This is a genomic window from Alcaligenes faecalis, assembly GCF_002443155.1.
Lineage (GTDB): Bacteria > Pseudomonadota > Gammaproteobacteria > Burkholderiales > Burkholderiaceae_B > Alcaligenes > Alcaligenes faecalis.
In genome coordinates, this window is record NZ_CP023667.1 from 2,898,261 (window position 1) to 2,914,110 (window position 15,850).

At 55.9% G+C, this 15,850-nt stretch carries 14 protein-coding genes; 9 read left to right on the top strand and 5 right to left on the bottom strand.

What is annotated here, in order from left to right; genetic code table 11:
* Positions 1–109: 109 nt before the first annotated feature.
* Positions 110–1,468 carry a signal recognition particle-docking protein FtsY gene (gene ftsY / locus CPY64_RS13625; RefSeq protein WP_307188533.1) on the bottom strand — a complete coding sequence of 453 codons (1,359 nt, stop codon included), beginning with the start codon at positions 1,466–1,468 and terminating at the stop codon, positions 110–112.
* A gap of 193 nt (positions 1,469–1,661) precedes the next feature.
* Between ftsY and rsmD the strand changes: the two genes are divergently transcribed.
* The 3 genes from rsmD (at position 1,662) to CPY64_RS13640 (ending at position 3,161) form a co-directional block, all read left to right on the top strand.
* The gene (gene rsmD, locus CPY64_RS13630; protein ID WP_026485455.1) at positions 1,662–2,291 is read left to right on the top strand and encodes a 16S rRNA (guanine(966)-N(2))-methyltransferase RsmD; all 630 of its coding nucleotides are present in this window, start codon (positions 1,662–1,664) and stop codon (positions 2,289–2,291) included.
* Positions 2,292–2,311: 20 nt separating this feature from the next.
* Complete coding sequence (coaD, locus tag CPY64_RS13635) at positions 2,312–2,818, top strand: pantetheine-phosphate adenylyltransferase (RefSeq protein WP_003802378.1); 507 nt, start codon at positions 2,312–2,314, stop codon at positions 2,816–2,818.
* Between the two features lie 85 nt (positions 2,819–2,903).
* Positions 2,904–3,161 carry a YfhL family 4Fe-4S dicluster ferredoxin gene (locus CPY64_RS13640; RefSeq protein ID WP_042488810.1) on the top strand — a complete coding sequence of 86 codons (258 nt, stop codon included), beginning with the start codon at positions 2,904–2,906 and terminating at the stop codon, positions 3,159–3,161.
* A gap of 62 nt (positions 3,162–3,223) precedes the next feature.
* Here CPY64_RS13640 and CPY64_RS13645 read toward each other — a convergent pair whose 3' ends face one another.
* Entirely contained in the window at positions 3,224–3,616 is a 393-nt protein-coding gene (locus CPY64_RS13645; RefSeq protein WP_052363036.1) for an MOSC N-terminal beta barrel domain-containing protein, read from the bottom strand.
* On the bottom strand, positions 3,613–6,291 hold the full coding sequence (locus CPY64_RS13650) for an AsmA family protein (RefSeq protein ID WP_042488813.1): 2,679 nt from the start codon (positions 6,289–6,291) through the stop codon (positions 3,613–3,615). The genes CPY64_RS13645 and CPY64_RS13650 overlap by 4 nt, the downstream gene beginning before the upstream one ends.
* Before the next feature lie 272 nt (positions 6,292–6,563).
* Between CPY64_RS13650 and CPY64_RS13655 the strand changes: the two genes are divergently transcribed.
* The gene (locus CPY64_RS13655; protein WP_042488816.1) at positions 6,564–7,844 is read left to right on the top strand and encodes a bifunctional O-acetylhomoserine aminocarboxypropyltransferase/cysteine synthase; all 1,281 of its coding nucleotides are present in this window, start codon (positions 6,564–6,566) and stop codon (positions 7,842–7,844) included.
* Positions 7,845–7,993: 149 nt separating this feature from the next.
* On the opposite strand, the gene CPY64_RS13660 is transcribed toward CPY64_RS13655, so the two are convergent.
* Positions 7,994–8,410, bottom strand: coding sequence for a YidB family protein (locus CPY64_RS13660; protein WP_022983226.1), 417 nt, complete (start codon positions 8,408–8,410; stop codon positions 7,994–7,996).
* A gap of 215 nt (positions 8,411–8,625) precedes the next feature.
* Between CPY64_RS13660 and CPY64_RS13665 the strand changes: the two genes are divergently transcribed.
* Both CPY64_RS13665 and CPY64_RS13670 read left to right on the top strand, forming a co-directional pair.
* On the top strand, positions 8,626–9,546 hold the full coding sequence (locus tag CPY64_RS13665; RefSeq protein WP_042488820.1) for a delta(1)-pyrroline-2-carboxylate reductase family protein: 921 nt from the start codon (positions 8,626–8,628) through the stop codon (positions 9,544–9,546).
* 112 nt (positions 9,547–9,658) lie between these two features.
* Positions 9,659–10,399 (top strand): flagellar brake protein, encoded by a 741-nt coding sequence (locus CPY64_RS13670; RefSeq protein ID WP_042488825.1) that lies wholly within the window; start codon positions 9,659–9,661, stop codon positions 10,397–10,399.
* A gap of 8 nt (positions 10,400–10,407) precedes the next feature.
* Here CPY64_RS13670 and CPY64_RS13675 read toward each other — a convergent pair whose 3' ends face one another.
* Entirely contained in the window at positions 10,408–11,010 is a 603-nt protein-coding gene (locus tag CPY64_RS13675; protein WP_042488828.1) for a nucleotidyltransferase family protein, read from the bottom strand.
* Positions 11,011–11,169: 159 nt separating this feature from the next.
* Here CPY64_RS13675 and CPY64_RS13680 point away from each other — a divergent pair, with 159 nt between their 5' ends.
* From CPY64_RS13680 to CPY64_RS13690, 3 genes are all read left to right on the top strand, one after another.
* Positions 11,170–11,424, top strand: a complete 255-nt coding sequence (locus CPY64_RS13680; protein ID WP_042488832.1) for a type II toxin-antitoxin system prevent-host-death family antitoxin — start codon at positions 11,170–11,172, stop codon at positions 11,422–11,424.
* Between the two features lie 2 nt (positions 11,425–11,426).
* The gene (locus tag CPY64_RS13685) at positions 11,427–11,846 is read left to right on the top strand and encodes a type II toxin-antitoxin system VapC family toxin (protein WP_042488835.1); all 420 of its coding nucleotides are present in this window, start codon (positions 11,427–11,429) and stop codon (positions 11,844–11,846) included.
* Between the two features lie 675 nt (positions 11,847–12,521).
* Positions 12,522–15,824, top strand: coding sequence for an autotransporter outer membrane beta-barrel domain-containing protein (locus tag CPY64_RS13690; protein ID WP_042488837.1), 3,303 nt, complete (start codon positions 12,522–12,524; stop codon positions 15,822–15,824).
* Positions 15,825–15,850: the final 26 nt, after the last annotated feature.

The window sequence follows — 15,850 nt, forward strand, 5'->3', positions numbered from 1 at the left end:
AAGCCTTTGGTTTCTATCGAGTGCCGCTTGTCACCTTGGACAGTTCAGTAATAAAAAACCGGCGATGCCTACAAAGACATCGCCGGTTTTTTGTAGCCAAACGCGACTGTCAGGCGTTCATGCCCAACAAGGCCGACGCGAACTCTCGTGCCACAAAAGCCTGCAGATCCTGCATACCCTCGCCCACGCCAATCCAGTAAACCGGGATAGGACGTACGCCTTGCGCACAGGCTGCAACGGCAGCCAGCGTACCGCCTTTGGCTGTACCGTCCAGCTTGGTGACAACCAGGCCAGTCAGCCCCAAGGCCGCATCAAACGCACGGATCTGGGAAATGGCGTTCTGGCCGGTGTTGCCGTCTACAACCAAGAGAATTTCATGGGGAGCCTGGCCATCGGCCTTGCCAATCACACGCTTGATCTTCTTGAGCTCTTCCATCAGGTGCAGCTGAGTCGGCAAGCGACCGGCAGTGTCCACCATGACCACACCCATATCACGAGCACGGCCTGCATGTACCGCATCAAAAGCCACGGCGGCGGGGTCGCCTCCATCCTGAGCAATAACGCTGACGTTATTGCGGGTGCCCCATTCAATCAGCTGTTCACGAGCAGCAGCACGGAAAGTATCGCCGGCGGCCAGCAAGACTTTTGCGCCCTGCTCCTGGAAGGTGTGGGCCAATTTACCGATAGACGTGGTTTTACCTGCACCATTCACCCCGGCAATCATGACAACCAGCGGCTTGCTCGACTCCAGAGGGAACGATTTCTCCAAGGGCTTCAAGTGGTCAGTCAGGATGTCGCACAAGATTTGTTTGACCTGAGCCGCATCACTGACTTTTTCCTTGCGAACACGGGCACGCAAGGCGGTAATCAGTTTCTCGGTAGCCTCAACGCCCGCATCTGCCATCAGCAAGGCGTCTTCAAGTTCCTCGAACAGTGTTTCATCAACCTTGGCACCGACGAACAGGCTGCTCAGGCTCTGTCCTGTACGCGACAAGCCCTGTTTCAGGCGGGACATCCAGGAGGTTTTCACCACAGGGGCGGCGGCTTCTGGCTCTGGGGCCGGAGCTGGCTCAGGCTGGGGCGCTGGTGCGGGAACGGGAACAATCTCTGGCTGTGGCTCCGGTTCAGGAGTCGGCGGCACCTCGGGTTCTGGCTGCGGCACAGGCTCAGGAGTCGGCTGAACCTCAGGTTCTGGCTGCACCTCTGGCTCAGGAATCGGTTGCACCTCGGGTTCAGGCACCGGCACAGGCTGCACTTCCGGTTCAGGAGTACGGACAGGTTCAGGTACGGGCTGTACCTCAGGCTCGTAGACACGAGCAGGCTCTGGGGCAGGGACACTGGCCGGGGCCGGTTGTGGCACCTCTGGCTGCGTGGGCGTGGTCTGCGAAGCAGCGCGATGTTCAGCCTGGCTGGCTGCCTGGCGATCCACAGCCACAGCCGGCGAGACCGCCGGCGTTTGAACCGGCATGCTTTGCTCCTGCGATACCGCAGGGGATGCGTCTGCCCCGTCAGCCTCGGGCTGGGCAGGAGAAAGCGGCTCGGTCAGCTCCGTTTGAGTGACTTGTGGCTCTGGCTTGGCCTTCTTTCTTTTAAAAAAACTGAACATACGATTTACACTAGAAAATTCTGTTGAATGACCACATTATCCGATCAAAGCGCTAATGAGAAAACATGCTGTCCGTATTGTAGGTGGTGATTACCGCCGCACACCGATTTCAGTCGTCGATGCACCCGGCCTGCGCCCCACACCGGATCGTGTGCGCGAAACGCTGTTTAACTGGCTTAACCACTTCTGGGGCGGACAATTCAGCGACAAGAACGTACTGGATCTGTTTGCCGGTAGCGGAGCCCTGGGCTTTGAAGCGGCCTCGCGCGGTGTCGCCTTTGTACAAATGGTGGAACGCCACGGACCCGCTGTTAGCAATTTGCGCAGCCTGCGTACCAAGCTCAAGGCAGATCACGTCCGTATCCATGCGGGGGACGCCCTCCATATTCTGGAGCGCAGCCAGATGCGCTACGATCTGGTCTTTATAGACCCGCCCTTTGCGCACGACTGGATGGAACGTATCTGGCCCTTGCTGCCCAATGTGCTGGCACCGGACGCACTGGTTTACATTGAGTCCGAAACCCCTATACAAGCCCCGGATCAATACGGGATACTACGACAGGATAAGGCAGGGCAGGTACATTATCATTTGTTGCGATTTGCTGCGATGCAAAAAACAGTCAATAATGCCGAATTTTCCGGGACGCCTGCACCGCTCCCCCCGGACTCCGACCTGCCAACTTGAACCACTTACGCGGATGCACCATGATCACAGCTGTTTACCCCGGCACCTTCGACCCCCTGACCCGAGGCCATGAAGACTTGGTCCGGCGAGCCGCCAACCTTTTCGATCACGTTGTGGTCGGTGTGGCCTCCAGCCAGAACAAGCGCCCTTTCTTCACCGTTGAAGAGCGTGTTGAGATCGCCTCCGAAGTGCTCAGCCACTACCCGAACGTGGAAGTGAAAAGCTTTTCCGGCCTGCTCAAGGACTTTGTACGCGAACAAAATGGTCGCGTTATCGTACGTGGCCTGCGCGCCGTGTCCGATTTTGAGTACGAATTTCAAATGGCTGGCATGAACCGTCACCTGCTGCCCGAAGTCGAGACCATGTTCATGACTCCTTCGGACCAGTACCAGTTCATCTCCGGCACCATCGTGCGCGAAATTGCCATTTTGGGCGGCGATGTGGGCAAATTTGTGTTCCCGTCCGTGGAGCGTTGGCTACAAACCAAAGCCAAGGAACGCAACCAGCAAGCGGTTTCAGCCACCTGAACTCGCCCTGCGCAGCGGTCCGTACTACACTGTAGGGTGACCGACTGGTCAAATCCAAGGACCACGCTTATCAGGACACTGCGCTATGGCACTGCACATTACTGAAGAATGCATTAACTGCGACGTTTGTGAGCCGCAGTGCCCTAACCTGGCTATTTATATGGGCGAGGAGATCTACGAGATCAATCCCAACCTGTGTACAGAATGCGTCGGCCACTTTGACGAGCCGCAATGCGTGGTGGTGTGCCCGGTCGAATGTATCGAGGTTCACCCCGAGCACAAAGAAAGCCAGGAAACGCTGCTTGCCCGCTATCACCGGCTGCAGTCCGAACCTACGACATAAGCAGAATAAAAAAGCCCTGCCATAAGCAGGGCTTGTTCTATGTGGACCACCACGTAGAAGGCTTACTCAGCCTGGGGCAAACGCTTTAACAAACGCAGCGGCTGACCTGTATAGCAGCTGAACCACTGAGCAGGCAAATCCCCTTCGTCTACCAATTGCACGGGCTGGCCATTTTCCTGCCACAGGGAAAAAGAATCTGGATCGTCTTCAATAACGTCCACTTCAATATCCAGACGCAACATGCCGGGGGCACGCAGCACCAACTGACCAAAACGCAGTTCCATGCTGAGCTCGGCCAAGGCAGGCAGCGCATCGGCGTCCAGAACCTGCCCCCGATCATCCCCCAGAACCCAACGTCCCTTGCAGGCCAGTGCCTTGCTGTCACTTAGAGACGGGCCGCCTTGCAACAGGCAAACCGTCTCGTCAGGTGAACTTACCGCTGAATCCGTAATCATGGCTTGAACCACTGCTTCATGGCTTCGCCCACGGTTTGTGGAACCTTGGCACCCAGCTCTTCCTTGATGATCTGCTTCACCTCGGACTTCACATCGGATTTGGACTCTGCTTTAGCTTCCGAGGCTTGCTGACTCAACAAGTCCAGCAAACCGTCTTGTAGCGCCTTCTTGATGGAGTTGCTGGCAATGTCTTTCCACTGAATCTGATAGGACAGCCCTGTCCAGGGACCGGAGATATGGATAGGAATCAGCACATTACGCAGGTCCTGGAAGGACTTGCGCTCTTCCACGGCCAGATTATTGTGGTTCAGGCGAGCCTGCAAGGTCACATCTGCTTGCTGGTTCACCAAATCCAACGTGGCACCTTTAGCCGCTGTCACCGTCAGAATCGGGGTGGTGGCCCGTAAATTACGGAAAGTCGCTTGTCCTTTCTTGATATCCAGACTGCCCTGCAAACGGTTCAACACCGTACGACGCAAAGGATCGGACTCGGGCAGCAGCAAAGGAATCTGACCGCCAAAGGCATTGCGCACGGCTTCGTTAATGTCGCGCACGCTCTGGTCCAGATCAACGCTGCGCCAGCTGCCATCATGCAAATCGACCGTCAGGCCACCCTCCAGGGCATTCAAGCGTTCTTCGCTTGTGGCACCTTGAGCCTTCAGGTTCAGGTCCACATTACCCTTGCCTGCCAGGTAGTCATTGCCAAAAGCATCCAGCAAGAGCGAACCGACCTGCATTTGCTGCAGCTTCAGGCCCAGTTCAAAGCGCTTGCCAGGCTCAACCTTGGCCTTGGCTTGAAGCTGACCTTCATACGCCTGCGCATTGAATTGCGACAAATCGATCAACTGGCCCTGGTTCTTGACCTGAGCTTTCACCTGATCCATCACCACACCCAGGCTGCGCAGCTTTTCGATTTCAAAACGCAGATCAAAGCTGAGCGTATCCAACCAGGCGTAAGAGGAAGCTTCTTCAACCGCTTCTTCGGCTGCGGGAGTAGCCTCTGCCTGCTCTGCCTTGGGCGGCTCCTGCTCGGCAGCGGCTTCCGGAGCTTCGGCTTCTGGCCCTGGCTCCGATGTGCTCACCACGTCAGGGGCCGTCATCCAGAAAATCGAACGCAACTCGTCCAGATCCAGCTTGTCCGCTTTCAACACCGCGCCCAGCAAAGGCCCTTTACCTTTATCTTGCAAGCTCACATCCAGGCTGCCTTGAGCCTGCTCGGTGCTACTGCTTAACTGTGCACTGTATTCTTGTTTGCCTTTGTTCAGGTCTGCCTGACCAGTCAGCGGCATCTCGAAGCGGCTACCTGCGTCAGCCTCGTCTTCTACGCGGATATTGGCTTGAATCTCTGGCAGACGCAGCCATTCATTCGACGGTTGCCACTGCATGGGAGAACTGGCCTTCAATTGCGCAACACGGCTGCCTTGCTTGATGGCGCCATCCAGCTTGGCCTGCTCAAATACCAATTCCTGGCTGTTACCGGACAAACCTTGCAGCGTCAAGCCCAGGCCCAGGACCTTGGGGCCGCTGACTTTCAAGCTGGCAACGACCGGTGAGCCTTCAGCTTGAGCAGGCGATACCTGGATACGAGGCACATCCAAGGCCAGATCCAGATTCTGATCTTCATTCTTACCACGGACACGCAAAGCCAGCTTCTCGAAAGACACCAGGTCGCTGACGCTGTCAATTTCCATCTTGGGCGTATTTAGCGTGGCATTGAGTTCGCTGACCGGGTAAGCACCCAACCACTGACCTTGCAATTGGGTATCCAGATTGGTGGCACTGAACTGGCGCTGAGCAGCCTTGTAGGCCACATTCCCCTTAAGCGTCAGGCTTTGTGCCTGCAACTGGTCCAGATCACCGATAAAGCTCAAATTCAGCTTTTGCGCACCGTAGGATTTGGAAGCGGGGTCCAGACTCAGTTGCCCTTGCCCTTCCAGCACGCCATCCGCCACGGGATAGTCCCCCGACAAGCGGCTCTTGAAAGCCACATCAAAAGGCTGACCAAAGGTCATGCGACCCGTGTTCACTTCCAGCTGCAACAAGCGGCCAATCACATTGCTGCGTTTGCTGAAATAATGGATCTCACCGCCCTTCAGGCTCAAACCCGCAATATCAATCTGGAAATCCGTTTCGCTGCCTGAGCGCTTGGCAATCAACTCAGGGACAGGCAAGGACTCGAGAGCAGGCTCGGCTGGCTGAGGAGCCTCGGCAGCTTGAGCTGCGGGCAACAAGGACACGCCGGAGCGAGCAACGGGAAGGTGAGGGCCGGCCGGCGGGGCTTGCAGCAAGTCGTCGAAATTCAGCTTGCCTTCTTCATCGCGCACAATCCAGGCTTTGAAGCCGGTAACAGCGACGTGGTCCACCACCAGGCGGTTATTGATCAAGGGCCACAAGGCCACCGCAAAACGGGCGCTTTCCAAAGAAGCAAAAGGATCTTCCGAATTACGGTCAGACAGGGACAGCCCCTGCACGGACAGGCCAATGCGGGGAAATAAAGAAAGTTCGATATCACCGTCAATCTTGAGCGTACGCTGATACTTTTGCTGGACGATGTCAGCCAGCTTCTGTTTGTACGAATTAGGATTGAATGTCAGCAGGAAAATCGCCCCGCCTACCACCGTGACAATAGCTAAAACGACGAGGCTGAATAAGCCCCGCTTAAACCATACTTTCATGTAAGCCTCTAGGACCTCGGGGCAGGATGCAACACGCCATCTGCCCGGATACGAAATGCTAACCCATGTCGGGCCATTGCGAAGTAACGAAAATAAGAAATATCCACCCGCTCTTTAAAAAGCAGAGCCAGTTGTCTGTAATAAGTCATTATTACCGAAAGAAATATAGGCATACTTTTAATGTCTGCGCCCTTAGATGTATTTCTCTACATTCAGGGGTTATGCTTGCTCTGTCTTATATAAGCCACTTGATAATCAATTCCAGAATTACTATGAAACTAGAGACTCTTGCCATTCATGCTGGCTATCAGCCAGATCCGACCACGAAAGCGGTTGCTGTTCCGATTTATCAGACCACTTCCTACGCTTTCGATAATACGCAACACGGCGCGGATCTGTTTGACCTGAAGGTACCCGGCAATATTTACACCCGCATCATGAACCCGACCAATGCCGTGCTTGAAGAGCGCGTCGCAGCATTGGAAGGTGGGGTTGCGGGCCTGGCAGTAGCCTCTGGTATGGCGGCCATCACGTATGCTATCCAAACGATTGCAGAGGCCGGCGACAACATTGTGTCCGTCAGTAAACTGTACGGCGGCACCTACAACCTGTTCGCGCACTCCTTCCCGCGTCAGGGCATTACCGTCAAATTTGCCCAGCCCAACGACATCGAAGCGCTGGAAGCCCTGATCGACGACCGCACTCGTGCCGTGTTCTGCGAAACCATCGGCAACCCGGCTGGCAACATCATTGATATCCGTGCGCTGGCCGATGCCGCTCACCGTCATGGCGTGCCCCTGATTGTAGACAATACCGTGGCCTCGCCTGCCCTGTGCCGTCCTATCGAGCACGGTGCCGACATCGTCGTGCACTCGCTGACCAAATACATGGGCGGCCACGGCACCACTATCGCCGGCATGGTCGTGGACTCCGGTAAATTCCCTTGGGCCGAGCACAAAGAGCGCTTTGCCATCCTGAACACCCCTGACCCGTCCTACCACGGCGTGGTCTACACCGAAGCCTTCGGCCCAGCCGCCTTTATCGGTCGCTGCCGCGTGGCTCCGCTGCGCAATACCGGCGCTGCCCTGGCTCCCTTGAGCGCCTTCCAGATTCTGCAAGGCATCGAAACCCTGCCTCTGCGCATGGAGCGTCATACAGAAAACGCCCTGAAAGTGGCCGAGTACCTGAATAAGCACCCGCAAGTGTCCTGGGTGAAGTACGCCGGTCTGCCTGACCATCCTGATCACGAACTGGCCAAGCGCTACATGGGCGGCAAGCCTGCGGCGATTCTGTCCTTTGGTATCAAAGGCGGCATTGAAGCCGGTACCCGCTTTATCGATGCGCTGAACCTGGTGCTGCGTCTGGTCAATATTGGTGATGCCAAATCCCTGGCTTGCCACCCTGCCAGCACGACTCACCGTCAGCTCAATGCCGAAGAGCTGGCCGCTGTGGGCGTGAGCGAAGACATGGTGCGTCTGTCCATTGGTCTGGAGCACATCGACGACATTCTGGCCGATCTGGAACAAGCTCTGGAAGCAGCAGCACGCGGCTAAGACCAAAAAACCTGTACAGGCCGGAATTGCTGTACAGGTTTTTCTGCATCAAGCTAAAAAAGCCTGGAATCGGTATTGCACCGACTCCAGGCTTTTTTCATTCTTGGTAATTCGGCCCTCAGGCAGACCGCGTCACGGACGCAAGTGAATCAGGACTTGCGAAACAACTGCGTCAAACCTCCCAGCAGGCTGCTGGCATCGGTAATGTGGGATGGGTCAAACTGACCGTTGGGGCTGGCTTGATTGATCAGGGACGGCAGCATGATCTTCAGATTATCCAGCACGCTTTGCTGATTCAAGCCCGACAGGTCCACCAATTGCTTGATAGCGGGTTGCCCCATCACGCCCAGCAAATCCTGCTGGCCGATTTCCTGATTGCTGCCCTGCGAAATCCAGGACGACACCACATCGCCAAAACCGCCCGAGCGAAAGCGCTCGATCAGGCCGCTCAAACCGCCTGGATAGCTGCTGATGACTTGAATCAGGGCGGGCAACAAAGCGCCCTGCTCTTTGGATTTGGAATCCGTAGCCGACAAGGCCGACACAACAGAATTAAGCAAACTCATTATTTTTCTCCCCAATGCACGGCCCCGCGCGTGGGCAGGTGCTGATATCAGGCCTCATTATGCCGTGACAGACCGCCAGACGGGGCGGATTAATTGTCAAGGTGGGTCAATAGATCACTGGCGGAAAGGCCCTATTGCCCTTGGCTGGGCCTACGCTACACTGGATTATCAATAGTCCGGCATCCCCCACAGACCGACTCCATGGAGACCCTGGAATGACGCAAGCTTCCTATACCGTCCTGTCATCTGAAGAGACTGCTCGTGCCCTGCCTTATCCCGAACTGGTCGCCCAGCTAGGCAAAGCCATGGCCCAATATGCTGCTGGCACTATCGTCGCCCCAACCCGTCAGGTTCTGAACTATCCCAAAACCGGGAAAATGCTGTCCATGCCTGCGGTCTCAAACGATATAGGTGTTCATAAACTGGCCAATGTAATGCTGGACAATCAGCAACAAAAGCTTGGCAGTATCCAGGGTCTGGTCAGCGTTTACGATGCCCAAAATGGCTTGCCTTTATTGATTCTGGATGCTCCCACCCTATCTGGACGCCGTACCGCCGCTGTATCCATGCTGGGTATCCAAGCTCTGTGGCCCCAAGGGCCGGAACATATTACTTTGCTGGGGTACGGGCAACAGGCTGTCGCGCATTGCGATGCCATCATGACGCTGTACCCCAAAGCGCACGTCACCCTGACCGGCCGTAACCCAGACCGTGCACAGGCTGTGGCCACGTCTTTGCAAGCCCGATTCGGAGACCGGGTCCAGGCCGCCACGGCTATTCCGGAAAAAACTGATGTGCTGATCGCCCTGACATCCAGCCTGACGCCCGTGTATCACGAAGCTGCCCGCCTGGACCGCTTGCTGATTGGCTTGGGCGCCTTCCAACCGGATATGGCTGAATTCGAGCCACACACTTTGCTGGCAAGTCGCCTGTATGCCGATGATGTCGCCGGTGCCCGCCAGGAAGCAGGCGACCTGATCCAGGCTGGCGTGGATTGGGAGCAAGTCCACAGCATTCACCAAGCCCTGCGTACACCCGCCCCAAAAGACAAGCCTTTATTCTTCAAATCGGTAGGCTCGGCTGCATGGGATTTGGCAGCGGCACGTTGTGCTTTACATCATTTGAATCGAGCCTAAATACTTAGGTTGTTAACTAGCTGACCTCACACGCCAAAGCGCGTCCAGAGTGTTACTCTGGCGCGTACAATCTCTTACAGTCACTTACCGATCTCTTTTTGCCGCGCTACCCATGACCTCTACGCTCCCTCCCACCGAAGACGATCCGTATCAGATCCAGTCCAAGTTTGAAATTCTGCGTGTTTTACGGGCTATCGAAAAAGGGGGCCTGTTACTGCACATGGAAGCCAATCAAGGCAATGACCGGATTGTCACCACCATTCTGGATATTGATCTGGACAACAACGTGGTGGTGATTGATACCGCCAACAAAGAAGAAAAAACCCGCAATCTGCTTCAGTCTGAACACACCCATTTCGAGACATCGGTAGACAAGATCAAGGTGACGTTTCAGGGCCCCACCCCCGAGGTCGTGTCCTACGAAGGGCAGCCAGCTTTGGCGATCCCGATCCCCGAATCCATTCGCCGCCTGCAGCGACGCGAGTTCTTTCGCGTCAACGTGCCTGTCAGCGAACCGGCCATGGTGATCTTGCGCTTGAATAACGAATCCAAAAGCTTTCTGCTGCACGATATCAGTGGTGGCGGCTTGTCTTTGGTGGACGAATCACAAACCCTGGCAGAGGTGATCGGCACGCATAAAACCGAGTCCCTGCTGGAACTGCCGCAAGCCGGTTCTTTTGTAGTGGCACTACAAGTAGCGCGTACTGAAACACAGCAGTTGCCTAATGGCAAACAGATTCAACGTTTAGGCTGTACCTTCATTGATCTGTCTGCCTCCACACAGATGGCGATTCAGCATTACATCAGCCGCCTGGAGCGCCAGCAGATCGCCAAACAGCGCGGTCACGGCTGATTCGATGCTTAGGGCATCCCCAAATCGCCGGGGGTGTCCACATCCCGCAAAATCCCCTCGTCCACCAAAGGTACAAACAAGGTCTGACCCTTGTTGGCCTGCAACAAACTACGCGCGCCCTGCTCGTCTGCAAGCTCCAAAAGCTGCTGACGCCATTCCAGCCCGAAGCCAACCGGATTGCCGGGCTGGCCATTCAAAACGGGGCGTACAATTCCGGCCCCATCCTGCACAGCCTGGGCCACCGCCGCTACGGTGCTTGGCCGCAACCAAGGCATATCCGCCAGCAAAACAACATAACCATAACGGGGGCTGCAAGCGTGGATCCCGGCTTTCAGGCTGACACCCATACCGCGGATGGATTCAGGTGCATGGACAAACCTGATCGGCAAGTCACCCAGCCCCTGACGCAAAATCTGCTCATGAACATCACAAACAAGCAGCACCTCATCGAGCACAGGCAAAGCCGTCTCACAGACGCGGCGCACCATCGTTCTGCCATCTTCAGTCTTGGCCAATAGCTTCAACTGCTGGCCCGACGGATCGAACCGCCTACCCAGGCCCGCCGCCAGAATAATGCCCGTCACTCCAGATACATGCTGCTGCCCTGCCATTGATTCACCTTTCCAGTCTCACGTGACTTCTCTGTCACACCATGTCTTTTCACGCCCCTGCCTACAGGATAAATTTATTGATAGAAACAAGCACGAAGAAACCAAGCAACACTCAATGTAGTAACATAACTACATTCACAAACCGCAGGAGGGTGCATCATGACTATCACCACTCTTTCAAGCCGAGAATTCAACCAGGCCACCAGTGAGGCCAAAAAAGCCGCGAGCAATGGTCCCGTCATCATTACCGATCGTGGCCGCCCCTCACACGTGCTAATGACATTCCAGAATTACCTGCAACTGACCGAGCAACGCCGCAACATCATTGATGAATTGGCCATGTCTGACGATGACGTCGACATCGACTTTGAACCTGCTCATAGCAACATCAACACTCGCCCCATTGATTTCTGACCATGTACCTTCTGGACACCAACGTCGTCTCCGAAATACGGAAAATGAAATCCGGCAAAGCCGATGCAAATGTCACCGCCTGGATTCACAGCGTCAACGCCGCCACCCTGTACATATCCGTCATTACTGTCCTGGAACTGGAACAAGGCATCCTGAGCAAAGAGCGGGAAGATGCCGCCCAGGGAACCATATTGCGCAATTGGTATGAAAATCAGGTGCTACCCGCATTCTCCCAAGCCACCTTGAACATTGATGCAGCGGTAGCACGACAATGTGCCCAACTGCATGTTCCAAACAAGAAGGGCGAACGGGACGCCTTGATCGCGGCAACAGCCCTGGTTCACAACATGACCGTCGTCACGCGCAACACCAAAGACTTCAAAGGTACCCCTGTCACCCTCCTCAACCCGTGGGAACACTGAGCCGAACAGCTCTCCAAAATTAGCAGCCCCCAGCATCCTCTATTCAGATACCCGGCCACCAGCAAATATCATCTCTTAGCAGCGTCACTATTCCGGCCTCCTCAGTTTCCCAATCCTGGCCTTGGCAGGCAGACTCGCTCCTGACTATCTGACTACTTTCCCCTCCAACTCCCACCCTCCTCGTTTCTTTTCCTCCGCCCCAGTGCCGTTTGGGCTTTAACCAGTGCCGCGTGTTTTCTTGTGAGGCCCGGGTACGGCTTGGCGGGCGAGTCAGTACTCTGACAAGGGAACCCACGCGCAGCGTGGGCAAGAGACCCGCCAAGACAAGCCGTACCCGGGCCTCACAAGAAAACCATCCACCGGCCTCACTCAAAGCCCAAACGGCACGCCCAGAAGAAGGCTCCTCTTAAACAACGACCATTCCTGCCAGCACACAATCCCTGGGCCTCGGCAAACCACCGCCCCGTTTAAAAAACAGGGCCAAGGGTTTAAAACCATCCATATCCATTTGACACCATCTGATATATTTTCCTGACGCAGACCAAGGGAACTCCCCCTGTGTCAGCCCCTCACGATGCAGCAATAATGAACGCCCAACTCCAATCAAACTGTTTCCTCTACCTCAGGGGCCATCCAGTGCAAACAATATCTCGCGCCTTCAACACCTGCTTAACAATGAAACCAACAAAACTGTGTGCCGCCCTGGCGCTTGTCATTGCCCCACTGTCTGCTCAAGCCCTGGAAGACAGAATCATAGAAAACGCCTCGGGACGCCCCGTCTTTATCGCGCGTTTTTTTGAAATTGACGATGATCCATTCGACGACGAGAGCACTACGTCCTCCTGGAGCTGGCAAGGTCATGAAGCCTACAAAAACGAGATCGTTGACGGCTTGGGCTATTGGGCTGAAATACTCCAGACCCAAGGTTCCAATCCCGCGACCATCATCAATATCGGCACCATTAATATGCCAGGCAATGCCTACGGAGGCTCACCCACAGCAAACGACGGCCAAAGCGCATTGACGCAAATGCAACACAATATCTTCGGCCTGTCACCTGCCACAGGCACGCTGCCGTTCGGTGGACATGGTTTGTTTGGCCTGGGCCAACACGACTACGCAACAAACCCGGCGTTTACACAAACACCCCTGACTGGTAAAGACAGCGTACTCCTGACGGCCATCCACGAAGTTGCCCATGGGCTAGGCGTGACCAACCATGTGATAAACAAAGGCGATCGCTATGACATACAACCGTATTTCACAACCCAGCTGAACAGCTGGGCGCAACTGCTAAGGGACGACAACGGTAATCCAGCACAGGCAGGCCAGAAAATTCTGTGCAATGGTTGCAATACCTCCTACGACCCTGATGCCTTCGACTTGCGTCAGGACAAAGGTTTTCTGGTCGGTGCCAATATCGAGCAAGTTTTGGCAGGAGGCCTGCGTGGTGTTCCCGTAAAAATACTAGGTAATGGAGGCCACATAGACGGCGACTTCATGAGCCATATCGAACTTCGAAACAGCGTCATGAGCCACCAGAACTACCGTAACTATTCGGGTTTCATGGAAGCTGAGCTGGCGGTTCTGCAAGACCTAGGCTACACCATTGACCGAGCAAACTTCTTCGGACGTTCGATCTACGGCGATGGCCTGAAGCTAGTAAATACACAAGGCTTCTTTGCCCGAAATGCCGAGGGCACACAATACCTTCCAGGCCAGTACAACCAATCCACATTAGGCTTGGGCCTGCATATCTATGGCAGCAATAATCAGGTCCGACAAGCCGCTGACCTGTTGGCAGCAGGATCAGGCGGTGCAGGCATACGGGTCGATGGCGAGAACAACACGCTTGTCATCGATCCAGGCGTCAGAATCTACGCAGATGGTTTGAACGGGCAAGGCATTCAATTTGCCTACGGACGTGGACACACACTGGTTCAACGCGGCGACATCCAGGCTACCGGTCCTCAGGGTGTAGGCCTGCGTTTTGATTTTGGCACCAACTCGCTAGGCAACGTGGTCGAGCGACGTGGGTCCTACATCCGCAGCAGCGAGGGCTACAATGAAGCCCTGCTCCCCGAACTGAACGGCCCCCTGGTTCAACAAGCCGACATCAGCGGGCGAATTGCAGGTCAAGAAGCGGCCATCCTGATCTCTGACAATGCCTACGTTGGGCGCATCAACCTGATGCAGGGCGCACAAATTGAAGGCGATATAGTTTCGCATTACGCAGAACGCGACGACAACAAGCAGCTGCGCCTGACTACACTGTCCTTTGGTCAGGCTGCCGACAATATGGGCCGCAGCATTGATCAGCCCGATGCCGCATTCCACTTGAGCTACGCTGGCAACATCACCGGCAAAGACAATCTGGCCCTGTCATTTGACGGCGGCACAACGCAACTGAACGGCACCTTGCAGGTTCACAGCGCCACCATCAAGGAAGCGGCAACCTTAGGCGGTAATGCCAGCTTCGATCTGGCCAGCGGCAATGCTCTGATTAATGCCGGCACCCTGGCGCCCGGCAACTCCGTCGGGCGTATCAATGTAAATGGCGACTTTCAACAAACAGTAACGGGCCGCCTCTTAGCCGAATTTGATGGCAAAGGCGGCCACGACACCCTTGCCGTCAGTGGCCATGCGGACCTGGCCGGCGCGCTGCAACTGACGCCCGCCGCCGACTGGTATCAAAACGCCTGGTCCGTCGACACAGGCTCGTTTGTTGAAGCAACCAGCTACAGCGGCAGCTTCGGCACCACTCAAATCGCCTCCGTATCACCCACCTTGCAATTTGACGTTGCTCCCTTGGGTAATGAGCGCTATCACTTGTCAGCCACGCGAGCCAACAATGCCTATAGCCAGTATGGCCGCGACGAGAACCAACAAGAAGCCGGCCAAGCCTTGTTCAAACTAGCCGCCGCTGGGCCAGCAGCCGCACAAGGCCTGTTCCAAGCACTCGATTTCTCGGCCACGGACGGCTCACAAATATCCGTCGCCCTGGACCAGATCTCACCCGCTGGCTACAGCGCTGCACTAGCCGCCTCCCTGATGCACGAGCGTTCAATCATGCAAACCGCCCGCCAAGGCCTGAGCCAAAGCATGTTGCGGCCCGGCACCGACTGGCAGGGCTACGCCTTGGTATTTGGTGCCAGTGGCGATCAAAACACACGCGGGTCCATGCTTGGCTACGATGCCAACAGCTACGGCCTGATCGTTGGAGCCGGGCGCGCCCTGGAGTCGGCCCCTGACTTCGCCGTAGGAGCCCAGCTTGATATTTCCGATCTGTCGGTCAAACCGGATGCCCCTTACTCCGGCAAGAGCAAAGCCACCGCGTTCGGCCTTGCAGCCCATCTGCAATACCGCCCCGGTGCACGGGAAGGTCTTTTTGCATTCAGCGGGCTGCGCCTGGGTCTGGAACAAGCCGATATGCGCAGGCAAATTGCCATTGGAGACTATCAGGCCACGCACTCGTCCGACTGGACGGGACGCAATCTGTCGATTGACGCAGGCACAGGCTACCTTTGGGAGCTGAACCCCTCGTTTTCGGTAGGCCCCTTTGCCAGCATGAACTACGCCTTGGTGTCCCGTCCATCGGTCGACGAATCGGGCAACGCCGCCACGCGCCTTCACCTGGACAGCAAGCGCGTAGACGCCTTGCGCTCCAGCCTGGGGCTAACGGCGGAATGGAATCGCGACCTGACTGATGGCAGCAAGCTGGCCGTGAACGTTGACGTGGGCTGGAATCACGAATGGCTGGATCGCGACCTGACTCAAGCAGCCCGTTTCGCCATTGCGTCCACGGATACGGCGTTCAACACCCGTAATAACTTGCTGCCCCGCGACACGATGAGCCTGCGTGCAGGCCTGACCTGGCAACGCAGTGAGCGTCTGTCGATTGGGACCGGCATCAGCTCACAGTTCGGCGGTGGATATTCGTCGCTGCAAGGACAGGTGAATCTGCGCTGGGCGTTTTAAAAACCGATGGCCTCACACGGACCTGA